The sequence below is a fragment of the Eikenella sp. NML070372 genome (genome assembly GCF_001648415.1).
GTDB lineage: Bacteria > Pseudomonadota > Gammaproteobacteria > Burkholderiales > Neisseriaceae > Eikenella > Eikenella exigua.
This window is the reverse complement of sequence record NZ_LXSN01000003.1, coordinates 65,238-88,202: the sequence shown is the minus strand read 5'-3', so window position 1 is coordinate 88,202 and position 22,965 is coordinate 65,238. Positions and strand designations below refer to the sequence as shown.

At 53.9% G+C, this 22,965-nt stretch carries 25 protein-coding genes; 12 read left to right on the top strand and 13 right to left on the bottom strand.

Annotation, left to right across the window (positions count from 1 at the left end):
- Positions 1-74 precede the first annotated feature (74 nt).
- The 4 genes from yidC to rpmH form a co-directional block, all read right to left on the bottom strand.
- Positions 75-1,706 (bottom strand): membrane protein insertase YidC, encoded by a 1,632-nt coding sequence (yidC, locus tag A7P97_RS00670; RefSeq protein WP_067529907.1) that lies wholly within the window; start codon positions 1,704-1,706, stop codon positions 75-77.
- Positions 1,707-1,807: 101 nt separating this feature from the next.
- Complete coding sequence (gene yidD / locus A7P97_RS00665) at positions 1,808-2,020, bottom strand: membrane protein insertion efficiency factor YidD (RefSeq protein ID WP_067448313.1); 213 nt, start codon at positions 2,018-2,020, stop codon at positions 1,808-1,810.
- Positions 2,014-2,355, bottom strand: a complete 342-nt coding sequence (rnpA, locus tag A7P97_RS00660; RefSeq protein WP_067529906.1) for a ribonuclease P protein component — start codon at positions 2,353-2,355, stop codon at positions 2,014-2,016. Before rnpA ends, yidD begins: the two co-directional genes overlap by 7 nt.
- Positions 2,356-2,357: 2 nt before the next feature.
- Positions 2,358-2,492, bottom strand: a complete 135-nt coding sequence (gene rpmH, locus A7P97_RS00655) for a 50S ribosomal protein L34 (RefSeq protein ID WP_003824630.1) — start codon at positions 2,490-2,492, stop codon at positions 2,358-2,360.
- Positions 2,493-2,710: 218 nt separating this feature from the next.
- Here rpmH and dnaA point away from each other — a divergent pair, with 218 nt between their 5' ends.
- The 4 genes from dnaA (at position 2,711) to A7P97_RS00635 (ending at position 8,234) form a co-directional block, all read left to right on the top strand.
- Positions 2,711-4,243, top strand: a complete 1,533-nt coding sequence (gene dnaA, locus A7P97_RS00650) for a chromosomal replication initiator protein DnaA (protein WP_067529905.1) — start codon at positions 2,711-2,713, stop codon at positions 4,241-4,243.
- A 15-nt stretch (positions 4,244-4,258) separates the two neighbouring features.
- Complete coding sequence (dnaN, locus tag A7P97_RS00645; protein ID WP_067529904.1) at positions 4,259-5,362, top strand: DNA polymerase III subunit beta; 1,104 nt, start codon at positions 4,259-4,261, stop codon at positions 5,360-5,362.
- 110 nt (positions 5,363-5,472) lie between these two features.
- Entirely contained in the window at positions 5,473-6,036 is a 564-nt protein-coding gene (locus tag A7P97_RS00640) for an isoprenylcysteine carboxylmethyltransferase family protein (protein ID WP_067529903.1), read from the top strand.
- Between the two features lie 380 nt (positions 6,037-6,416).
- The gene (locus tag A7P97_RS00635; RefSeq protein WP_067529902.1) at positions 6,417-8,234 is read left to right on the top strand and encodes a tetratricopeptide repeat protein; all 1,818 of its coding nucleotides are present in this window, start codon (positions 6,417-6,419) and stop codon (positions 8,232-8,234) included.
- A 111-nt stretch (positions 8,235-8,345) separates the two neighbouring features.
- On the opposite strand, the gene A7P97_RS10320 is transcribed toward A7P97_RS00635, so the two are convergent.
- The 9 genes from A7P97_RS10320 to pyrB form a co-directional block, all read right to left on the bottom strand.
- Positions 8,346-8,486, bottom strand: coding sequence for a hypothetical protein (locus A7P97_RS10320; RefSeq protein ID WP_197484494.1), 141 nt, complete (start codon positions 8,484-8,486; stop codon positions 8,346-8,348).
- Positions 8,486-8,752 carry an acetamidase/formamidase family protein gene (locus A7P97_RS10315; RefSeq protein WP_197474152.1) on the bottom strand — a complete coding sequence of 89 codons (267 nt, stop codon included), beginning with the start codon at positions 8,750-8,752 and terminating at the stop codon, positions 8,486-8,488. Before A7P97_RS10315 ends, A7P97_RS10320 begins: the two co-directional genes overlap by 1 nt.
- Before the next feature lie 161 nt (positions 8,753-8,913).
- Positions 8,914-9,096, bottom strand: coding sequence for a hypothetical protein (locus A7P97_RS10310; RefSeq protein WP_197474151.1), 183 nt, complete (start codon positions 9,094-9,096; stop codon positions 8,914-8,916).
- Positions 9,097-9,107: 11 nt separating this feature from the next.
- Positions 9,108-10,343, bottom strand: coding sequence for a sodium/glutamate symporter (gltS, locus tag A7P97_RS00625; protein WP_067529901.1), 1,236 nt, complete (start codon positions 10,341-10,343; stop codon positions 9,108-9,110).
- A 205-nt stretch (positions 10,344-10,548) separates the two neighbouring features.
- Positions 10,549-11,247, bottom strand: coding sequence for a 6-phosphogluconolactonase (gene pgl, locus A7P97_RS00620; RefSeq protein ID WP_067529900.1), 699 nt, complete (start codon positions 11,245-11,247; stop codon positions 10,549-10,551).
- Between the two features lie 83 nt (positions 11,248-11,330).
- Complete coding sequence (locus A7P97_RS00615) at positions 11,331-11,786, bottom strand: hypothetical protein (RefSeq protein WP_067529899.1); 456 nt, start codon at positions 11,784-11,786, stop codon at positions 11,331-11,333.
- Positions 11,787-11,902: 116 nt separating this feature from the next.
- Positions 11,903-12,361 carry an aspartate carbamoyltransferase regulatory subunit gene (gene pyrI, locus A7P97_RS00610; RefSeq protein ID WP_067529898.1) on the bottom strand — a complete coding sequence of 153 codons (459 nt, stop codon included), beginning with the start codon at positions 12,359-12,361 and terminating at the stop codon, positions 11,903-11,905.
- 68 nt (positions 12,362-12,429) lie between these two features.
- Positions 12,430-13,203 carry a family 16 glycosylhydrolase gene (locus tag A7P97_RS00605; protein WP_185737537.1) on the bottom strand — a complete coding sequence of 258 codons (774 nt, stop codon included), beginning with the start codon at positions 13,201-13,203 and terminating at the stop codon, positions 12,430-12,432.
- 660 nt (positions 13,204-13,863) lie between these two features.
- Positions 13,864-14,784 carry an aspartate carbamoyltransferase gene (pyrB, locus tag A7P97_RS00600; protein WP_067529896.1) on the bottom strand — a complete coding sequence of 307 codons (921 nt, stop codon included), beginning with the start codon at positions 14,782-14,784 and terminating at the stop codon, positions 13,864-13,866.
- Between the two features lie 228 nt (positions 14,785-15,012).
- Between pyrB and A7P97_RS00595 the strand changes: the two genes are divergently transcribed.
- The 8 genes from A7P97_RS00595 (at position 15,013) to A7P97_RS00560 (ending at position 22,889) form a co-directional block, all read left to right on the top strand.
- Complete coding sequence (locus A7P97_RS00595; protein ID WP_067529895.1) at positions 15,013-16,548, top strand: helicase HerA-like domain-containing protein; 1,536 nt, start codon at positions 15,013-15,015, stop codon at positions 16,546-16,548.
- 468 nt (positions 16,549-17,016) lie between these two features.
- The gene (gene rpsL, locus A7P97_RS00590) at positions 17,017-17,388 is read left to right on the top strand and encodes a 30S ribosomal protein S12 (RefSeq protein WP_003824684.1); all 372 of its coding nucleotides are present in this window, start codon (positions 17,017-17,019) and stop codon (positions 17,386-17,388) included.
- 117 nt (positions 17,389-17,505) lie between these two features.
- A complete protein-coding gene (gene rpsG, locus A7P97_RS00585; protein ID WP_023887596.1) occupies positions 17,506-17,979 on the top strand; it encodes a 30S ribosomal protein S7 in 474 nt (157 codons plus the stop codon).
- Positions 17,980-17,997: 18 nt separating this feature from the next.
- Complete coding sequence (fusA, locus tag A7P97_RS00580; RefSeq protein WP_067529894.1) at positions 17,998-20,103, top strand: elongation factor G; 2,106 nt, start codon at positions 17,998-18,000, stop codon at positions 20,101-20,103.
- A 134-nt stretch (positions 20,104-20,237) separates the two neighbouring features.
- Positions 20,238-21,422 (top strand): elongation factor Tu, encoded by a 1,185-nt coding sequence (gene tuf / locus A7P97_RS00575; RefSeq protein WP_067596288.1) that lies wholly within the window; start codon positions 20,238-20,240, stop codon positions 21,420-21,422.
- Between the two features lie 17 nt (positions 21,423-21,439).
- Positions 21,440-21,751, top strand: a complete 312-nt coding sequence (gene rpsJ / locus A7P97_RS00570; RefSeq protein WP_002642322.1) for a 30S ribosomal protein S10 — start codon at positions 21,440-21,442, stop codon at positions 21,749-21,751.
- 170 nt (positions 21,752-21,921) lie between these two features.
- Entirely contained in the window at positions 21,922-22,488 is a 567-nt protein-coding gene (gene rsmD, locus A7P97_RS00565) for a 16S rRNA (guanine(966)-N(2))-methyltransferase RsmD (protein WP_067530073.1), read from the top strand.
- A 143-nt stretch (positions 22,489-22,631) separates the two neighbouring features.
- A complete protein-coding gene (locus A7P97_RS00560; RefSeq protein WP_067442337.1) occupies positions 22,632-22,889 on the top strand; it encodes a YfhL family 4Fe-4S dicluster ferredoxin in 258 nt (85 codons plus the stop codon).
- Positions 22,890-22,965 lie beyond the last annotated feature (76 nt).

Here is a 22,965-nt window from a genome sequence, read left to right as displayed (position 1 = left end):
TATCTATCACAACGCCAATAACAAAACAAGCCCGAACCTTGTGGATTCGGGCTGTTGCTATTTTCTGCTACACTTTAAAGCTTGGCGGTACCATTGATTTTCCGATTAATCAGCCACTGTTGCGCCATACTCAAGAGGTTGTTCACCACATAGTAGAGCACCAGGCCGGCGGGAAAGAAGAAGAACATCACGGAAAAAGCCAGCGGCATGATTTTCATCATTTTGGCCTGCATCGGGTCGCTCGGTGGTGGGCTGAGTTTGGTTTGGATATACATGGTCAGCGCCATCAGAATTGGCAGGATGTAGAGTGGGTCGGGGCGAGCCAAGTCAGCCACCCAGCCCCACGGGGCCTGGCGCAGCTCAACAGAGGCGAGCAGCACCCAATACAGACCGATAAACACGGGGAACTGCAACAGCATGGGTAGGCAGCCGCCCAGAGGGTTGATTTTCTCGTCTTTATACATCTTCATCATGGCCTGTTGCAGCGCTGCACGGTCGTCACCGTGCTGTTTTTTCAGCATTTCCAGCTTAGGTGCAACGGCACGCATCTTGGCCATGGAGCGGTAGGATGCGTTGGTGAGCGGCAGCAGCAGGGTTTTAACGATGATGGTCAGCAAAACAATAGACCAACCCCAGTTGCCGATGAGGCCGTGCAGCCAGTTGAGCAAGCCGAATAGAGGGGCGGCCACCACATGGGTGCGGCCATAGTCTTTCACCAATTCCAAGCGGTCAGCCACCTTGCTGATCACCGCATATTCCTGAGGGCCGGCATACAATTCGGCAGGCACGCTCAGTTTCTGGCCGGCAGCAATCGCGGGCAGTGGCACGCGCACCCCAGCAGAGTAAAGGTTGTCGCTGCGGCGTTTGATGTCGAGCAGGCAGTTACCGTTTTGGCAGATACTGTTGCCATCTTTGGGCTGCAGCACCCACACGGTGGTGAAGTAGTGTTGAGTAAAACCAACCCAGCCGCTGGTGGCGGTACGCTGGTAGTCGGCGCGGTCGCGTTTGCTCTCGAAATCGTCGTCCAGGTCTTTAAACGGCACCTTCCGGAAATTGCCATTGGGGGTGTAGGCTACTGGGCCGACGTAGGTTTGGTTGAAATAGCCGCTGCCCTCGGGTGTACTGCTGTCGCGCAATACGCGATACACACCGTCCAGTTTCAGCGGAGCATCAGTATGGTTGGTGATATCGAAGCGTACATCGATGAGGTAGCTGCCTTTACGGAAGGTGTACACCTTATCCACTTGAACGCCGTTGGTTTCCGGCGCGCTCAGGCGCACTTCCAGCGTATCACCGTTAAGGGTGTAGCTGTTTTGTGCGGCTTTGAAGTTGCTGTCTTGTAACAGGTAGTTACCTTTTTGGTCGATCAGCAGCGATTGCACCAAATATTTGTGTTCGCTGTTGTCGGAAAGCAGGGTGAAGGTTTTGCTGGCATCGCCAGCGGAGTTGTGTTTGAGTAAATCCAACCTGCGCAAATCGCCACTGTTTTCATCGATCACGGCTTGGAGCGTGTCGGTACTTACGGTAATCGGTTTGGTGGGCGGCAAATCGTTCCCGGCCACGGGGGGGGGGGCTTGCTGCTCCGTCTGCGCGGCGGCCTGTTCAGGCTGCTGCGGTTGGGGATTGAAATAATTCCAAACCATCAGGGTCAGGATAGCGATAATGGCAAAAACTGCCGTCCGCTTCAATTCATTGTTGGATTCCATAATCGGGTTCCGTTTGAAAACAGGAGAAAACGGCAGTCTGAATTTAATGCAGGCTACCTGAAGATTTCGTCGCCATGCAGCACGGATGCCGCATGGCAGGTTTAAGGCACAGGGTCGTAGCCGCTGCCTCCCCACGGATGGCAACGGCCGATGCGCTTGGCTGCCAGCCAGCCGCCTTTGAGTGCACCGTATTTGCTCACCGCCTCAATGGCGTATTGCGAACAAGTGGGCTGATAACGGCAGCGCGGCGGCAGCAGCGGGCTGATTGCGTATTGGTAAAACCGGATCAGCCCCAGCAGGATTTTGGCTAGCATGGTTTTTTCGGTACAATCTGTTCCAACTGTGCCAACACCTGCTGCCACTCTGCCTTGCCGAACGGACGGCGCACACGAATCACCAAATCGCTGCTGTCTAAATGGTGCCGATTGAGACGGAACCATTCGCGCAGCGTGCGTTTCATATAATTGCGGCGGTTGGCACGTCGGGCAGTTTTCTTGGCCACCACCAAACCCAGCCGCGGATGTCCCAGCCCGTTGGGCTTGTGCCACAGTTGGATATCCGGCCGCGATTTCAGCCGGCGTAAAGCAAAAACGGATGAGAAATCATCCGTTTTCAGTAAGCGGTATGGTTTGCCGAAACAGTAATCCACTGTTACACGGCCAAACGTTTACGGCCTTTGGCGCGACGAGCAGCCAGCACGGCACGGCCGCCGCGTGTTTTGGAGCGGACCAAGAAACCATGGGTACGTTTGCGGCGGATAACGGAGGGTTGATAAGTGCGTTTCATGATGTTTCCCGTAGAATAATCTCAAATCAGAAAGCAATGTATTACACCTGATTTTGCTGAAATTGTCAAACTGTTCGTGCTGTGGGCCGCTTTTCCTCCTGTTTTGGTTCGCCTCCTGAATTTTAGGTATAATCTACCAGTACGCACCGTACCCAAGATACGGTGGTGCCCCGCACACCTTTTGCCGCTTCCCTTGTATTCTTTTCAGAATAGCCACCATGACGCTCGACCAATTCTGGCCACACTGTCTGCATCATTTGCGCCACACTCTGCCCGCCAAACAGTATCAAAGCTGGATTGCGCCCTTGGGCGTGGGCGAAGGGGCGGGTGGCGAATGGGTGGTGTACGCACCCAGCCGCTTTGTATTAAATATGTTGCGCTCTCGCTATGCTGCCAAAATCGGCAAGCTGCTGGCGGAAAGGCTACCTGAAAACACACCCACACTGCTGTTCGAGCAAGGGGAAGGCAAACACTATGCTCCGGCAGGCAATCCACCGCCGGCGTATGCTGCCAAAGCTGTTGCGCCAACCGAGCAAGTTAGTAAATCAGCCGCCTCGCAACATGCCGATAAACGCAGCGCCCTAGAAATCGTGCAATTCCGCTTAGAGAGTTTGGGCATCAACCCGCAGGTCGAGCCGGCTGAGCAATCCGTACCGACCAAACTAGAAGCCAAGTCCGCCCGAGCCAAACCCATTGCCAAACGCGAAGAGCGGCAGCGGCAACACTATGCGCAAACCAATTTGTCGCCAGAATATACCTTCGACACCTTGGTGGAAGGTAAAGGCAACCGCTTAGCAGTGGCCGCTGCCCGTTCCATTGCCGAAAATCCTGGCAAAAATTACAACCCCTTCTTTTTATACGGCAGTACCGGCCTGGGCAAAACCCATCTGGCGCAGGCCGTAGGCAACGAGCTTTTGCGCCTCAAACCTGAAGCCAAGGTCTGCTATATGCATGCTGAAGATTTCGTGCGCGGCATGATTCAGGCTTTCCGCAACCATGCCCACGATGCCTTCCGCCAGCAATACAAGCCCTACGATTTCCTCATTATCGACGACATCCAGTTCATCAAAGGCAAAGACCGCAGCATGGAAGAGTTTTTCCACCTGTATAACCATTGCCACCACCACAAAAAACAGATTATCCTTACCTGCGATGTGTTGCCCACCAAAATCGACGACATGGATGACCGCCTGAAATCCCGTTTTTCATGGGGTTTGACGCTGGAGTTGGAACCGCCGGAATTGGAAATGCGGGTGGAGATTTTGCAGAAAAAAGCCGATTCCGTGGGCGTGGAATTAAAAGAAGAAGCCGCCTTTTTTATCGCCACCCACATCCGTTCCAACGTGCGCGAACTGGAAGGCGCGTTTAAGCGGGTGGAAGCGCGCAGCCGCTTCGAACACAAACCGATTGATGTGGAGCTGGCCACAGAAGCCCTGCAAGATATCGTGGCCGGCAACTTCAAACCGATTAACCTGCCGTTGATTATGGACGCAGTGGCCAAATATTACGGCATCCGTACTGCCGACCTTATCGGCAAAAAGCGCGCGCAAAGCATCGTCCGTCCGCGCCACCTGGCCATCAAACTTGCCCGCGAGCTGACCACCCACAGCTACGAAGATATCGGCAAAGCCTTCGGCGGCCGCGACCACAGCACAGTGCTCAACTCCGTGAAAAAGGCCGACGAATTGCGGCAGGAAGATGCCGAAATTGCCCAAGATTACGAAAAACTATTGATTATAATCAAAAATTAAACCTAAGGAATCTGTATGTTGATTTTAGAAGCCGAGCGCGACACCCTGCTCAAACCGCTGCAAGCCGTTACCGGCATTGTGGAGCGCAAGCACACCCTGCCGATTCTCTCCAACGTGCTGATTGAGCGCACCGGCGGGCAAACCAATATTTTGGCCACCGATTTGGAAATCCAAATCCACACCCATGGCCCGCACACCGATGCCGAAGACTTCCGCATCACCACCAATGCCAAGAAACTGCAAGACATCCTGCGCGCCCTGCCCGAAGGCGCGATTGTGGCGCTGGATTGGGCACAAAACCGCCTCACCCTCAAGGCCGGCAAATCCCGCTTTGCCCTGCAAACCCTGCCGGCCGAAGATTTCCCGCTGATGAGCATCGGCGAAGAAGTGGTTTCCGCCTTCACCCTGCCGCAGGAAACCTTCCGCAATATGCTCTCGCAAGTGCAATACGCCATGGCCATGCAAGACATCCGCTATTATCTCAACGGCTTGTTGATGCAGGTGGAAGGCAGCAATCTGCGCCTAGTAGCCACCGACGGGCACCGCCTGGCCTACTCCGCCGCCGTGATTGATGCCGACTTGCCCAAAGCCGAAGTGATCCTGCCGCGCAAAACCGTGCTCGAACTGTTCAAGCTGCTCAACCGCCCCGAAGAACCCGTTACCGTGGAACTCTTAAACAACCAAGTGCGCTTCCGCTGCAACGACACCGTGGTGGTGAGCAAAGTGGTGGACGGCAAATTCCCCGATTTCAACCGCGTGATTCCGCAAGATAACGATAAAATCTTCCTGCTCGGTCGCCAACCGTTCTTGGGCGCGCTGGAACGCGCCGCCATTTTGGCCAACGAAAAATTCCGCGGCGTGCGCCTGCAGCTGCGCCCCGGCCTACTGAGCGTGTTGTGCAGCAACAGTGAGCAAGAAGAAGCGCGTGAAGAGCTGGAAATCGCTTATCAGGGTGCCGAGCTGGAAGTGGGCTTCAACATCAATTATCTGATGGACGTGTTACGCAACGTGCATGCCGAAGACATCCAACTGGCCTTCGGCGATGCCAACCGCTCCACCCTGTTTACCATCCCCGACAACGCTGATTTCAAATACATCGTGATGCCGATGCGCATTTAAGCTGTGTCGCTTGATACCGGCAGAGGCTACCTGAAAGCGAAACTTCAACGAAGTTCAAACCGCAAGATGGTGGTAAAAATTTTATTTAAATAAATGCGAAAAGAGCGCCCATGGGAATTTCATTTTTTACGACGCTTGAGCCTAGCTTAGTGGGCGCTTGGATACCCTCATTTGCGATGGTGCTGATACAATTCGTGTATATGTTTATCTATAAAGAGGTCGGCAGGCGTGCCACAGATACCTCGTGGTACGGCGCCGAAGATAGACGAAATGCGATCATAAGCACGCTACTACAAGTGGTGTTGCTTATTTTGTCGGTGTTCGTGCCGCTTAAAGCAGGCACCGTGTGGTTTTGGATCGGAGCGGTGATCTATGTAGCGGCTTTTGCGGGCTTCATCAAGGCATTTTACGATTATGCGGCGGCATCTGTGGACAAAGCCGCACAAGGCGGCATCTACCGCCTGTCGCGCAATCCGATGTATCTCTTTTTCTTCCTCGGTATGGCGGGCGTTTGCATTGCTTCGGTATCGCTGTGGTTATTGATAGTGCTAGTGCCGTTTGTTTTGTATAACCACCTCTTAGTCCTAAGCGAGGAGCGCTACTGCGAGCAAATTTATGGGCAGGAGTATTTGGAGTATAAGCACAAGACGCCGAGATATTTTTTATTTAAATAAGGGGTGAATAAACCCCTAGGGCACACCGCAGTGCCGCAACCCTAAATGTTTTATAAGATTTCAATACTAAAGTAAAGAGTATCTTCGTAAAGAAAATTTGGCACTCGACGGCACTTTGTTTCTAACGCTGTGTCTAAAAGCCACCGCAAATGAACCGAAGACGATTAAAGATATGCGCGGAAACATTATCGAGCTGCCGGAGCAAGTAAGTAAAGTAGCCCCGCTTTGAACACAAACAATCAAACCATCCTCGCTAAAAGCTTGACTTTTGGTAAGCAGTCCGTGATTGCGTTATAAACTCCGCCCTTCGCGGTTTAGCTTTCATTGAAGTCCTGCTTTCAGGTAGCCTCGCCACCGCATACCCATTCTAAGGAACCACCATGTCTTCACGGCATTCCCGTATCCGCGCCCTCGCTCTCGCCACCCTACTGCTGCCGTTGACGGCCCAAGCCGCGCCCGCACCGCGCAAACCCGGTTCGCAAACCCCGCTTACCCACCGCCAAATCATCGACCGCGCCAACAATCTGATGACGGCCTTCTCCTCCGAGATTGCCCTCCAGCAAGGTAAAGGCAGTGACGCCCTCGCTGCCTATATGCGCTTGTTCCGTCGCACCAACGACCCGGCCATGGCCGAGCGCGCCGTAGACATCGCCCTTGCCACTGATGTCCGCCTGGCCGAGCAAGTGCTTGAACACTGGCAGGCAGTTGAGCCCAAACCTTCCACCGAGCAAAAACGTATGCGCTGGGTTGTGGCTACGGCCAAAGGCGATATCGCCACGGTGCGAGCCGGCCTGCCAGAAATCCTCACCCAAACCGACCGCCACCGCATGCGCAACATCTTTCTGCGCATGTCCCAGCTTGCCCTCTATCATCCTGAAGCCGCTGATGCGCAAACCGCCCGCCTCGTGCACCAAGCCGCCGGCCGCTTCCCCGGCCTGGCTGAGGCCGCCATTACCGATGCCATTTATTCCGCCCACGCCAACCGCACGGCCAACGCCAACGCCGCCCTGCGCCGCCTCTCCCGCCTCGACAGCGACATCCGCCCCATCACCAGCATCACCCTGCGCCTGATTGCCCAGCGCCAGCCTGAAGTACTCGAATACTTCTTCCGCCACGCTGACAGCCGCCACCTCTCCCTCATGTGGCAAAACCTGCAAGTAGAATCCCTCATCGCCGCCAAACGCGAAGAAGAAGCCTACCGACTGCTGCAAAATATGCTGGCCAAAACTCCCGATGCCGACCTCTATATTCAAGCCGGCATCCTCTCTGTGCGTCGCAAAGAGCCCGTGGCTACTACCGTAAACTACTTTGAAAAAGCCTACCTGCACGGCACCCAGCAGCAGAAAAGCCGCGCCGCCTTGCTTGCCGCCATGCGCCTGATTGAAGACAAAAACATAGCCGAAAGCCGCAACTGGCTCAACCGCGCCAGCGCCCCCGAAGCCCAGTTCGACAAACACATCCTAGAAGCGCGCATTGCCGAGGCCGAGAAAAACTGGCCGGCAGCCGAAGATGCCCTGCTGCGTGCCGAATCCATCGTATCGGCCGGCCGCAGCAATGCCATCTTCAATGCCGACGACCTCCTCGTTGCCCACCTGCGCATCGCCCGCGAGCAGCCGCCTGCCGAAGCCCTCAACAGCATACGTAGCCTCTATCGCCGCTACAGCGACAACTCCGCCCCGCCCGGCATGATCGCCATCATCCTCGAGCAGCGCGCCATCCTGTATGCCGACCGCCTGCAACAGCCCGAAAAAGCCGTGGCCGACCTCAAACAGGCACAAGAACTCGTGCCCAAAAACCCCGACATCCTCAATTCCCTCGGCTACACCATGCTCTCCCTGCCCAATCCTGACCTAGAGCAGGCGCGCCGCTACATCGAGCAAGCCCTGCACCGCCGCCCAAATTCACCCGAAATCCAAGACAGCATGGGTTGGGTGCTGTTCAAGCAAGGCCAGCCCCAAGCCGCCCTACCATATTTGCAGCGCGCCCACACTAAACTACCCGAAGCTGATGTTGCCGCCCACCTCGGCGAAGTGCTGTGGACACTCGGCCGTAAAAACGAAGCCATTGCCATCTGGCAAGCCGCCCAGCGCAAAGGCGGCGACAAACCCGTATTGCAGGAAACCCTGCAACGCCTCAACGTAACCCTCCCGCCTTCAAGCGGGAAAACCGGCAGCGAAGGCAACAACAGCAGCCAATAAACCAAAGGCTACCTGAAAACAGGTTTCCCTTTTTCAGGTAGCCTTTTGTCGTTTTAGTCCTAGGCCAAAAGTGTTACGGCAACTCCATCCTCTCCATCCTTAATTGTTCCGTTACCGTGCGCGGTATGGCGAAGCAGCAGGTTTTGTTGGGTCGACCACTTGGCAAATCTGCAAATCGCCGGCGATGCTTTGCAGGGTGATGGCTTGGTTGGTGTCGAGCCCGCCGTGGGCGGTGAGTAGGCCGGTGGCCATTAGGGTGGCGGTTTCGGCGGCTTGGTCCAAATCGGGGCTGGAGGCGATGGTGTACAGCAGTCGGTGGTAACAGCTAGTGGCAGGGGATAGAGGGGGCTTTTGATGACGCTCACTTCCACTTCCATCACACCTTTGATTTCCAAGCCAGAGATGCCCACCTCGCCGCCGCTCATGCCAGCATGTAAATAGCCCATGGCCAGCAGTGCGCCGGGCACATTTATCGGCAAGAGGAATGTGATGCCTTCGGTGATGGTTTCGGTCCCCATATTGCCGCCGTGTGCATAGGGCGTGCCACAGTTGATTGTGCGGTACCGATAATAACGCCGATCATCGGGTTGGGCGGCAGGTGCACTTTAGCCAAACAAGACAATGTGGCCGTCTTCCGCCGGCACGATGTTGATGCGTCCGCGTTCCAGCCGATTGCCGGCTATGCCTGTACCGGTAGGGTGCCTCCCGGCTCGGCGCTTTCCACAAACAGGAGTCTGGTGGCGGGATTAATGCGGTTCCAGTTGAGAGGGTCAAAGGTGTCGGCGGTGGTTTGGATTTGGTCGGTAAAGTAGTCGCAGGTTTCGAAACGCACTCGGCCGCTGGATGGATGCCGTTTGCTCACATCGGGGCGGCTTATTTCAGGAAGTTCACGAAGCCCGATAAAATCAGCGCGTTGATGATGTCCACGAAGAACGCGCCCACCAGCGGCACAATCAGGAAGGCCTTGTGTGAAGGGCCGAAGCGTTCGGTGATGGATTGCATATTGGCCACGGCCGTGGGGGTGGCGCCGAGGCCGAAGCCGCAGTGGCCGGCGGCCAGTACGGCGGCATCGTAGTCGCGGCCCATGAATACGTGGGTGACATAGGTGGCATACAGAATCATCACTATGGTTTGAATCAGCAGGATAATGGTTACTTTCACTGCCAAATCAGTCAGCTGCCACAGTTGCAGGTTCAGCAGAGCCATGGCTAGGAAGAGCGAGAGCGAGGCGTTGCCGAATACGTCGATAGCGCGGTCGAACATATTGAATTTAAACGCACTTACCAATACGTTGCGCAACACCACGCCGCCAAACAGCGCCCACACGAATTTTGGCAGGTCGAACAGGTATTGTTTGTCGATGCCGTCCAGAATTTCGGCAAACGAGAGGCAGGCGGCAAACATGGCCAAGGTTTCGATGGCCGAGGTGGCGGTAATCAGGCGGGTTTGCTCGGCGCGTTCAAACATATTGTCGGTGTTGTTGTCCGGATCGTCGTCGGCACAGCGCAGGTGTTCAGCCTGTACGGTTTCGGAATCCAAGGGTTTATGCCCCATTTTGTTGATGAGGCGGCGGGCAACTGGGCCGCCGATTAAGCCGCCGGCTACTAGGCCGAAGGTGGCCGAAGCCAAGCCCAGCTCGGCTGCGGCAGGTACGCCGTATTTGACTAAATCGGGCGCCCAGCCAGCTGCCGTGCCGTGGCCGCCAGTGAGGGTGATGGAGCCGGTAATCAGGCCGGTCATCGGGTGTAGGCCGAAGGCACTGGCCAAGCCCACGCCGATAGCGTTTTGAATAAAGATAAATGCGCCCACGATGGCGGTAAACACCACCAATGGAATGCCGCCGGCTTTCAGACGGGAGAAGTCCGCGCTCAGGCCGATGGAGGTGAAGAAAATCAGCATAAACGCATCTTGCAGTGGTTTTTGGAACTGGAAACCGATGCCTGTAAATTTATGCAGACTAAACAGGCAGATGGCTGCCACCAAGCCGCCCGCCACCGGTTCGGGAATGTTAAAATCCCGCAGAAATTTGATTTTGCTAACCATCAGTTTGCCTAATAGCAGCACCAAAGTGGCCGCAATCAGGGTGTAGTAGCTGTTCACTTCTATCATGGCTTATCCCCATTGAAAATAAAGAAACAATTAAATACAGGCCTGTTGTTCGCCAGCAGGCCTCGGACAAATATTAGGATAGCAGTTAAAAATTGTCAAAGACTATGGATTGTTTTTTGCAATAGAAGAAGGCTACCTGAAAAGTTTAGGTAGCCTTTCAGCATGGCATGGCCGGGCATGAAAGCTTGTTACCGATCCCGCCGTTTCAATCGATGTAATACACTTTGCAGCGTACGTTTGTTTGGTGCAGCAGCAGGCTAATGGGATATTCGCTCGTGGTCGTGGCGGCAGCCTGTTCCAGTACGGCACGTTTGTCTGCGCCCTGAATCGACAAAAACAGCTGCGGTACGGCGGCGAGCGTGTTTAGGCTCATGCCGATACGTTCGTGTGCAGCGGTAACCGGGCTGGTGTGTACCAGTTTGGTGCGGCAGTCGGGCGACACGGCTGCGGCCAGCTGCGGGGCTTGCGGGAACAGCGAGGCGGTGTGGCCGTCCGTGCCCATACCGAGCACGGCGATGTCGGGCATGGGAAAGCCGGCCTCGGTTTCGGCCAGGGCGGCGGCGGGGTCGGACACATCGGTTTGTTCGCTCACCAGCGGCAGGAAGCGGGCGGCTGTAGCGGCGTGTTGCAGCAGGTGGCGGCGCACCAGCGCGGCGTTGCTATCGGTGTGCTGTGGCGGCACGAGCCGCTCGTCCACCAGGGTGATGGTGACGTTCGGCCAATCCAGTTTTTGTTGCGCCAGGGCTTCAAAAAACGCTATGGGCGAGCGGCCGCCGGATACGGCCAGTACGACATGGCCTTGTGTGTGCAGGCAATCGCGCAGGCAGTTGGCTACGGCTTCGGACAGTGCGGCAGCTTGGGCGGTGGGAGTGGGGAAGGTGTGCCAAGTGAGGGATGGAGGCATAAAAGATTTTCCGGGGGTTAAGTGCAAAATTTCAGGTAGCCTAAGGCTACCTGAAAGGGGGATACGGCTTGATTTAGGTCTCGTTAAGAGGCAATAAAAAGCAAGATAAAGATACAAACATACAACGCGACGATGCCGAGGATACCGAACAATATGGGCTTGCCCCATGAGCGACGTGGATAGTTTGAGCCATATCGTTCTTTCACTAAGGCCACTTGCTTGCGCCCTACGGCGCCGTACCAGGCACCGAGTGCAGCAATACCGACAAAGTTGGCTTTTATTCCGGAGAAAATAGCGAGGAGGATCGCGATCACCAGTACGGCCAGCGTGCCCCACATAAAGCCCTTATTCAGCTTTTCCAGTTCGGCATCGCCCATGGCGCGGGCGTTGAACATATGCAGCGCGGCACCGAAAATAGGGGAAAACAGCAGTGACCAGCAGGCAGCTGCGTTCGGGTTCCATAAGGCAGGGGCTTCTTGGCCGGTACGTGAGCCAAGGTCTTCACTTTGCGGGGGGAGGTAGCGTTCGTCAGAACTCATGGCAGTTCTCCTTGTTAGGTTAAGTATATAAATTAGTTAAATTATATCTGGATATGAGGGTGTTTACTATAGGGGGCTACCTGAAAATTTAGGTAGCTTTTGTTGTGCCTACCGTTTCAAGCTTCGGTTACAAGGCTGCGGTCGTAGGTTTTTTCGCAGTAGTGGCATTTGAGTCGGGTTTGGTTGCCTAGGCGGCGTACGTAGAAGCGGCTGGCAACGGGTTCGCTGTGGCTGGCGCAGTTGGGGTTGGGGCAGCGGAAGACTTCGCTGATGGTTTCGGGCAGCCTGAGCAACATTTTTTGTTCGACTTTGAAGTTGGTGATGAGGTTTACCGTGGCTTCGGGGGCGAACAGGGCGAGGCGGTTGGCGGCGGCTTCGTTGAGTTTGATGCCGTTGATTTTGATGATGTCTTTGCGGCCGTGTCGTTTGCTGGGCAGGTTGAAGCCGACGGTTACGGCGCAGCCTTCGTGCAGTAGCTTGAATTGGCGCAGGATGGTGAGGGCAAGGCCGGCTGGGATGTGGTCGATAACGGTGCCGTTTTCGATGGCTTCGACGCTGAGTCTTTTCTTGTCCATTTGGATTTCCGATGGGGATTGGATGGAATACAGGCTACCTGAAATTTCAGGTAGCCTGCAAGAGCTGGTTAGTTTTTCTGATACAGCCGCACGTAGTCGATCAAGGTGGTTTGGATGCGGAAGTTATCGGTGGGGCGTGGTGGCTTGAGCTTGTCTTCCCATTCCGCGTAGTCATTCAGAATGAAATACCAAGGGCCTTTGGTTCTAAATATCTGATCCAGCATTTGGCGGTTGACGTTGAGTTTTGCAAAGTCTTCATCAGGCATGGTGGAAGGGTAGCCGCCTGATTCGTCGGTGCGGCTGCGGTCGATAACGTCCACTGTGGTGTTGTCGTCCACCGTGTAGTGGGACACGGGGATGAGCTTGCCGTCTAGATAGTAGCGCACTTTCTGGCCGTCAAACTCGATTGCCCATACATGCCACCCGCCATCTAACGGTGTGGCTTGCCGATTGATGTGCTGCTCCAAACGGTGTGCGAAAACGCGCGTGCGCCAAGTGCCTCTTTTGTGGCTATAGAAACAGCTGGCGTGTGTTGAGGACCAAGCATATGCCCGTGCAGAGGAATACCACTCGAGAATATCGAGCTCACCATAGGGGTCGTTGGCAGCAGGGTTGCTGCCGCAATTTTGCAAGGTTTCGCTATTGCGCATCCATAGCGCCGTGCGCATGCCTCTTGAGCCGTTCCAGTTGATTAGGGCGCGGATTTCGGCGCGGAAGGGTTTGCTGGCATCAACTATGGGTTTGGATTCCAATCTGCCGCTTGAGTATTTGGTTTTCTCACCGGCCTGGCAGGGTGTTTCCCTAGTGTTGCTGTCGGTTAGGGCTTCGCTGTCGTTCCGCACGCAATGGCGGCGTGTGGTAATTCTGGCGAAATCATTATTTACGAATCCAATATTTCCGGGAAGATAAGAGAGGTGGCTGCCTAAATGGTTGAGTATGGTTTTTGCCTCCCAATCATTTGGCACATTATTATCTTTAAACTCATAACACTTGAGGCTGCGCCATTGTCCTGACGCATCAGTCGCATTTTCGCAACCGTTGGAAGGAGGTTGCGGAGGTTGCGGTTGCGGAGGTTGCGGTTGCGGAGGTTGCGGTTGCGGAGGTTGCGGTTGCGGAGGCTGCGGTTGCGGAGGCTGCGGTTGCGGAGGCTGCGGTTGCGGATGTGGCTGATTTTGAGGCTGCTCTTGATTCTGTCTCTGTTGCTTCATAGGGACGGACATTGTCAATGATTGCCCTGAACTGCCACTGCCGTTGGCAAATCGTATCGACTGTACTGATTGTCCATCTCTGCTTTTGCCGTCACCGCAGCCGGCCAGTACGCCCAGGCACATAACGGCTAACATGTTTTTTACGTGCATTATTCAATTTCCTTTGCTAGACAGAATTTAGTCATTCAAGCAAGTCGATGATGTTCGCCAACACCGCAAATCAGGCCGGTTTGCAGCCTTTATATTACTTTTGTTAGGGGATCGGCTTTTAGGCAATCTGCCTAGATACCGGGGTTAGATTATTTCGTTTAACACTAATGACAGCATGGCCATGCGTGCGAATACACCGTTTTTTGCTTGTTCAAAATAGTAAGCATAAACCGTGCCATCTACGTTGGGATGGATTTCGTCGACGCGGGGTAGGGGGTGCAGCACGCGCAGGTTGGGTTTGGCCTGGGCGAGGGTGGCGGCTTCGAGGTTGAATTTGCCTTGGATTTTGGCGAATTCTTGTTCGTCGAAGCGTTCGCGCTGCACGCGGGTCATGTAGAGGATGTCGGCGTGGCGGGCGGCTTCTTCGAGGCTGGGCAGGATTTGGTAGCGGCAGCCAGCTTCGTCGAGCTCTTCGGTGATGTAGTCGGGCATGGCGAGGCTGGGCGGGGAGATGAAGATGAATTCAGCTTGGTGCCGTTTCATGGCTTGGGCGAGGGAATGGACGGTGCGGCCGTATTTGAGGTCGCCGGCCATGGCGATAACGAGCTTATCCAGCCGGCCTTGGGTTTCTTGGATGGTAACTAGGTCGAGCAGGGTTTGGCTGGGGTGCTGGTTGGTGCCGTCGCCGGCGTTGATGACGGGCACGGCGGAGAATTCGGCCAGCACGCGGGCGGCGCCGTCTTTGGGGTGGCGGATGATGATGGCGTCGGTGTAGCTGGAGATGATGCGGGCGGTATCGGCCAGGGTTTCGCCTTTTTTGGCGCTGGTGTTGGCGCCGTCGGAAAAGCCGATAACTTTGCCGCCGAGCTGCTGTACGGCGGTTTCGAAGGAGAGGCGGGTGCGGGTGGAGGGCTCGAAGAAGCAGGAGCCGATGAGCCGGCCTTCAAGCAGGTTGCGGCGCGGTTCGCGCTTGAGGCGCAGGGCGGTATCCAGCAGGCATTCGAGCTGTTCATTGCTCAGGTCGGGAATGGAGATGAGGTGCTGGCCGTAGAGTGGGTTGGGCATGGGTGGCTCCGGGCGGGTTGGCAAACGGGCGTATTATGCGCTGTTTGCCGGGAAGAGGCTACCTGAAAAATAGTGTTCAAGGCGGAGTGCTGTTTTTCAGGTAGCCTGTGGGATACTAGGAGGAAGGCTGGCTGAAACCACGTCTGCCCGCCGCCAAACAAATTCCCCGCCCGAGCCTCTAATTCCGTTACAATACCGCCCGTTATCAATTCCAGTTGGAGAAGCGCAATGGCTGAATTCCACATTGCCAAAACCGTGGCCGAAGGCCGCGATTTATTCTTGCTCGGCCAGATGGCCAACCGCCACGGCCTGATTGCCGGGGCTACCGGCACGGGCAAAACCGTTACCCTGCGCAAAATGGCCGAAGGCTTCAGCGCGCAAGGCATCCCCGTGTTTATGAGCGACGTGAAGGGCGACCTCTCCGGCATCGCCAACCCGGGCGACGGGCAGGGCAAAGTGGGCGAGCGCATGGCCCAATTCGGGTTGGATGCGGAAGGCTACCTGAAAGGCTGCCCGGTGCGCTTTTGGGATGTATACGGCGAAACCGGCATTCCCGTGCGCGTAACCATTTCCGAAATGGGCCCCCTGCTGCTCTCCCGCCTGATGGGGTTGAACGACACGCAGGAAGGCCTGCTCAACCTGGTATTCAAAGCCGCCGACGACAAAGGCTGGCATCTGATCGATTTGAAAGACCTGCGCGGCATGCTGCAATACGTGGCTGAGCACGCCAAGGAATACCGCACCCAATACGGCAATGTTTCCGCCGCCAGTGTCGGCGCCATCCAGCGCCAGCTGTTGCAGCTGGAAAGCGAGGGCGGCGATGTGTTTTTCGGCGAGCCGGAGCTTAATCTGCAAGACTGGCTGCAAACCGAAGGCGGGCAGGGCGTAATCAATATCCTGAATGCCGAAAAACTGATGCGCTCGCCGCGCCTCTATAGCGCGTTCTTACTGTGGTTTTTGGCCGAACTGTTTGAAACCCTGCCCGAAGCCGGCGATTTGGACAAACCCAAATTCGTCATGTTCTTCGATGAGGCTCATTTGCTGTTCGACAATGCCGCCGATACCCTGCTCAAGCAAGTTGAGCAAGTGGTGCGCCTGATCCGTTCCAAAGGCGTGGGCGTATATTTTGTTACCCAAAACCCGCTCGATTTGCCCGACTCCGTGCTCGGACAGCTCGGCAACCGCGTGCAGCACGCCCTGCGCGCCTTTACCCCGCGCGATCAAAAAGCCGTGCGTGCCGCTGCCGAAACCTTCCGCAGCAATCCCAATCTCGATGTGGCGCAGGCGATTACCGAACTGGGCGTGGGCGAGGCGCTGGTGTCTTTCCTTGATGAAAAAGGCATGCCCGGAATCGTGGAGCGCGCCTTCATCTTGCCGCCGCAATCCCAGCTTGCCCCGCTTTCCGCCGCCGAACGCGACAGCCGTTTCCAAAACGACATCCTTTACCGCCACTACAAAGATGCGGTGGACAACTTCTCCGCCTACGAAGCCTTGCAGCAGCTGGAACAGGAACAGGCCGCCGTCGCTCAGGCTGAGGCCGAAGCCAAAGCGCAAAATGCCGCAGCCGCGTCTGCCCAAAAAGCCGAAAGCAACAAAGGCGGCGTGCTGGACGGCTTCCTCGGCGGCCTGTTCGGCAGCCGCAAGCGCGCCAACCAAGGCTTGGGCTACGATTTGGCCGATTCGCTCGGCAGCCAGGTGAACAAGCAGATCACCCGCAGCATTACCCGCAGCATTATGGGAGTGATCCGCAGCGCGATAAGGTAAAGGCTACCTGAAAGCTGTGACTGGGTCTTGCTGCTAGAGGCAGGGGGTTTGGTAAAGCTAAAAGCGGATGCTCAATATATAGCCATAAGCGGCTACCTGAAAACACGGTGAAGTGGTGTTCTCGCGAAGCTAAAATTCCAGTAACGGTTCTCAGGTGGCTTCTTACATATATTTTCCACATGGGTGCGTTGTATAAAAAGCTAGGGCAACAGATGCGACAAGGAGTTTTCCTGCTATTTAGGGTTGCCTGAAAACAGGCTGGGACAGTTTCAGGTAGCCTCGTTGTTTGGCTGGCTGATGGGAGGGGCTTCTTTTCTTCTGTGCAGAAAACAACAGACCCGTCCGTAAACCACGAGAAGCTAAGGTATATTCCGCTGCTGCCATTGACCCGCTGCTTGCAAAAGAACTATAATTCCGCTCTTGCCGGCATGGTGTCGGCAAATATTTAACTCAACAGGACGAGAAAATATGCCAACTATTAACCAGTTAGTACGCAAGGGCCGCAAAAAGCCCGAGTACGTAAACAAGGTGCCCGCACTGGAAGCCTGCCCGCAAAAACGCGGCGTATGCACCCGTGTGTACACCACTACTCCGAAAAAACCGAACTCCGCTTTGCGTAAAGTGTGCAAAGTGCGCCTAACCAACGGATTTGAAGTGATTTCATATATCGGCGGTGAAGGCCATAACTTGCAAGAGCACAGCGTGGTGCTGATCCGCGGCGGTCGTGTAAAAGACTTGCCGGGTGTGCGCTACCACACTGTTCGTGGTTCTTTGGATACTGCCGGCGTGAAAGACCGCAAACAGGCACGCTCCAAATACGGTGCCAAACGCCCGAAATAATTTTTTAATACAGGCACGTCGGCCGTTATTGCTGATATAAGCCGGCCGAGTAAGTGAATGCTCCCCAATGGACATTCGCGGGAATCATCCCAGCTGAATAGATTAAAGGAAATTGAAATGCCAAGACGTAGAGAAGTCCCCAAGCGCGACGTATTGCCGGATCCGAAGTTCGGCAGCGTTGAACTGACCAAGTTTATGAATGTCTTGATGGTTGACGGTAAAAAATCGGTTGCCGAGCGCATCGTGTACGGTGCTCTGGAACAAATTGCCAAGAAAGTACAGGGCAAAGAAGCAATCGAAGTGTTTAACGAAGCCATCGACAATGCCAAACCCATCGTGGAAGTGAAAAGCCGCCGTGTTGGTGGTGCCAACTACCAGGTTCCTGTTGAGGTTCGTCCTTCCCGCCGTTTGGCCTTGGCAATGCGCTGGGTGCGCGACGCAGCCCGCAAACGTGGCGAAAAATCCATGGATTTGCGCCTGGCCGGTGAGTTGATTGATGCCGCAGAAGGCCGTGGCGGTGCCATGAAAAAACGTGAAGAAGTACACCGCATGGCTGAAGCCAACAAAGCCTTCTCTCACTTCCGCTTCTAATTTTGAAAGGCGATTGAAATGGCTCGTAAAACCCCGATTAATTTGTACCGTAATATCGGTATTTCTGCCCACATCGATGCGGGTAAAACCACAACTACCGAACGTATTTTGTTCTACACCGGCCTAACCCACAAGTTGGGCGAAGTGCATGACGGTGCGGCTACTACCGACTACATGGAACAAGAGCAAGAGCGTGGTATTACCATTACCTCTGCTGCCGTAACTTCCTATTGGTCTGGTATGGCGAAGCAGTTCCCTGAGCATCGCTTCAACATCATTGATACCCCCGGACACGTTGACTTCACCGTAGAGGTGGAGCGTTCTATGCGTGTATTGGACGGCGCGGTAATGGTTTACTGTGCGGTAGGTGGTGTTCAGCCTCAGTCTGAAACCGTGTGGCGCCAAGCCAACAAATACCAAGTTCCGCGTTTGGCATTCGTAAACAAAATGGACCGTCAAGGTGCCAACTTCTTCCGCGTGGTTGAGCAGATGAAAACCCGTCTGCGCGCCAATCCCGTGCCGATCGTGATTCCGGTGGGTGCCGAGGATAAATTCGAAGGCGTGGTGGACTTGCTGAAGATGAGAGCCATTATTTGGAATGAGGCCGACAAAGGCGTAACTTTCGAATATGCCGATATCCCGGCGGATTTGGTTCCGACTGCCGAAGAGTGGCGTCAGAATATGATTGAAGCCGCAGCTGAAGCCAGCGAAGAACTGATGGACAAATACTTGGGCGGTGAAGAGCTGTCTGAAGAAGAAATCGTTGGTGCGCTGCGTCAGCGTACGTTGGCCGGTGAGATCCAGCCGATGCTGTGCGGTTCTGCATTTAAAAACAAAGGTGTTCAGCGTATGTTGGATGCTGTGGTGGAACTGTTGCCCGCTCCGACCGACATTCCTCCGGTTCAAGGTGTTAACCCTGATACCGGAGAAGCCGACAGCCGCCAAGCCAGCGACGACGAGAAATTCTCCGCTTTGGCTTTCAAGATGCTGAATGACAAATATGTTGGTCAGCTGACCTTTATCCGTGTTTACTCTGGTGTGGTGAAATCTGGCGACACTGTACTGAACTCTGTTAAAGGCACTCGCGAGCGTATCGGCCGTTTGGTGCAGATGACTGCCGCTGATCGTACTGAGATTGAAGAAGTGCGTGCTGGTGACATCGCTGCTGCTATTGGTTTGAAAGACGTAACCACTGGTGAAACTCTGTGTGCAGAAAATGCCCCGATTATCTTGGAACGCATGGAATTCCCCGAGCCGGTAATCCACATTGCCGTTGAGCCGAAAACTAAGGCCGACCAAGAGAAAATGGGTATCGCCCTGAACCGTTTGGCTAAAGAAGACCCGTCTTTCCGTGTGCGCACTGATGAAGAATCTGGCCAAACCATTATTTCCGGCATGGGCGAGCTGCACTTGGAAATTATCGTGGACCGCATGAAGCGTGAGTTTGGTGTGGAAGCTAATGTGGGTGCACCGCAGGTAGCCTACCGCGAAACCATCCGCAAAGAAGTGGAATCCGAAGCTAAGCACGTTAAACAGTCTGGCGGTAAAGGTCAGTATGGTCACGTTGTGATCAAAATGGAACCGATGGAGCCGGGCGGCGCAGGCTACGAATTTGTCGATGAAATCAAAGGTGGTGTGATTCCTCGCGAATTCATTCCGTCTGTCGATAAAGGTATCCGTGATACGCTGCAAAACGGTATCGTGGCCGGTTATCCGGTGGTGGACGTCCGCGTTCGTCTGACTTTCGGTTCTTACCACGATGTGGACTCTTCGCAAATCGCGTTTGAATTGGCCGCTTCTATGGCATTCAAAGACGGTATGCGTAAGGCCGCTCCGGTTCTGCTGGAGCCGATTATGGCTGTAGAAGTGGAAACCCCGGAAGAATACATGGGCGATGTGATGGGCGACTTGAACCGTCGCCGCGGCATCGTACTGGGTATGGACGACGACGGTATTGGCGGTAAGAAAGTTCGTGCCGAAGTACCGTTGGCTGAAATGTTCGGTTACTCAACCGACCTGCGTTCAGCTACCCAGGGTCGTGCCACCTACACCATGGAGTTCAAGAAATATGCAGAAGCTCCGGCTCATGTAGCAGAGAAAGTTGTAGCAGACCGCAAAGGTTAACTTTGCAATCTAGGCTGTCCGTTGAGATGGGCAGCCGTTTACAGGCTACCTGAAAACCATTTCAGGTGATGAAGCCGATTTTCAGGTAGCTTTTGTTCTTTATAATCGATCTTTATATGAAAAGGAATTAGCTCATGGCTAAGGAAAAATTCGAACGTAGCAAACCGCACGTAAACGTTGGTACCATTGGTCACGTTGACCATGGTAAGACCACACTGACAGCAGCATTGACCACCATTTTGGCCGAAAAATTCGGTGGTCAGGCCAAGGCTTATGACCAGATTGACAACGCCCCGGAAGAAAAAGCCCGCGGTATTACCATTAACACTGCTCACGTAGAATATGAAACCGAGACCCGTCACTATGCTCACGTAGATTGTCCTGGTCACGCCGACTATGTAAAAAACATGATTACCGGTGCTGCCCAGATGGACGGCGCTATCCTGGTGGTGTCCGCTGCCGATGGTCCCATGCCGCAGACCCGCGAACACATCCTGCTTGCCCGTCAGGTAGGCGTACCCTACATTCTCGTATTTATGAACAAATGCGATATGGTAGATGATGCCGAACTGCTCGAACTGGTTGAGATGGAAGTCCGCGATCTGCTCTCCAGCTATGATTTCCCCGGCGACGACTGCCCGATCGTACAAGGTTCCGCCCTCAAAGCCCTCGAGGGCGATGCTGGCTACAAAGAAAAAATCTTCGAACTGGCCGCCGCCCTAGATAGCTACATCCCCACTCCCCAGCGCGCCGTAGACAAACCTTTCCTGTTGCCGATTGAAGACGTATTCTCTATCTCTGGTCGCGGTACCGTGGTAACCGGTCGTGTAGAGCGCGGTATTATCAAGGTGGGTGAAGAGATCGAAATCGTTGGTCTGAAACCCACCCAGCAAACTACCTGTACCGGTGTGGAAATGTTCCGTAAGTTGTTGGACGAAGGCCGGGCAGGCGATAACGTAGGAGTACTGCTGCGTGGTACCAAACGCGAAGAAGTGGAGCGCGGGCAAGTGTTGGCCAAACCCGGCACTATTACCCCGCATACCAAATTCAAAGCCGAAGTATATGTGCTGAGCAAAGAAGAAGGAGGTCGTCACACCCCGTTCTTTGCCAACTACCGCCCCCAATTCTACTTCCGTACCACTGACGTAACCGGTGCCGTAGAGCTGGAGCCTGGTGTGGAAATGGTCATGCCCGGTGAGAACGTAACAATCATCGTAGAGTTGATTGCTCCGATTGCTATGGAAGAAGGCCTGCGCTTTGCAATTCGCGAAGGTGGTCGTACGGTAGGTGCCGGTGTGGTGGCTTCCGTGATTGCTTAAAGAAGGATATCGAGTAAATGGCAAATCAAAAAATCCGTATCCGTCTGAAAGCTTATGATTACAGCCTGATTGACCGTTCTGCTCAGGAAATCGTTGAAACCGCCAAGCGCACTGGTGCTGTAGTAAAAGGTCCGATCCCGCTACCGACCAAAATCGAGCGTTTCAATATCCTACGTTCTCCGCACGTGAACAAAACCTCACGTGAGCAGTTGGAGATCCGTACTCATCTGCGTTTGATGGATATTGTAGATTGGACTGATAAAACTACCGATGCATTGATGAAGCTGGATTTGCCGGCCGGGGTGGATGTGGAAATCAAGGTTCAGTAATCTACTTGCAGATAATATCGAAGCCGAACGGAGTCTCTGTTCGGCTTTTTGTGGTTAAGAGTTTTACTTGACAAGGTAAAGTAAATTGACACTATATGAAAAAGTGAATGTTTAGCTGTATCATTAAAAATAACCAGCTATGGATTATACGTATTCTTTGTGGAATAGATATGCAAAAACACAACATGCACAACAAACACAAAAATCAAATCCGCATCATTGGCGGTGAGCAGCGTGGGCGGAAAATCCGATTTGCAGATGCAGAAGGTCTACGTCCAACCGCCGATAGCGTGCGTGAACGTTTATTCAACTGGTTGAGACACGAGTTAACAGGCCGAACGGTGCTGGACTTATTTGCCGGTAGCGGGGCGCTGGGCTTTGAGGCTATTTCGAGAGGGGTGAAACGGGTTGTGCTGGTAGAAAATAATCGGCGGACTGCAGCAAGTTTACAACAGCAAATACAAGAATTGAGACTATCCGAAAAGATGGAAGTCCGAACACTTGATGCTTTTGAATATTTGTCAAAAACACATGAGCAGTTTGATGTGGTGTTTTTAGATCCGCCATTTACTTGGCGAGAATGGGCTAAACTGTTTATGCGCTTGCAGCGGCATTTGCATAGTGGTGCATATATATATGTTGAAGCAGGAGATTTGCCTGTTTGGCCTGATTATTTGTTGGAATTGAACGTAGGACGATCGGGCCTGAGTAAGTATGCACTGCTCAAGAAGGAGTGAGAATAAGTGGCTTTAATAATTGTTATCAAAGAAGAAAATTTTATGCCTTGCTAAGGGTGTAGGCTGCCTGAAGGAGGGCTTATGCTATAATTTTACCTTTTAATTTTGGATAATTTTAGAAGAATAAATATTAAGAGGAAAGCATGTCTCTTGTTATTACCGATGAGTGTATCAATTGTGATGTGTGTGAACCGGAGTGCCCAAATGATGCCATTTCACAGGGTGAGGAAATTTACGAGATTGATTCGAATCTGTGCACGCAGTGTATTGGACATTACGATGAGCCACAATGCCAGCAGGTGTGTCCGGTGGACTGTATTTTGATTGATGAAGAGCATCCAGAAACTGAAGAACAGCTGCGTGCTAAGTATGAAAAGATTATTTTGTTGAAAGGGGGATAAGCTAGAATTCCAATTAAAAATACTGATTTGCAGTTAATTTTAGAAAGACGGGCAAATTTTGCTTGACGAGCGGTTG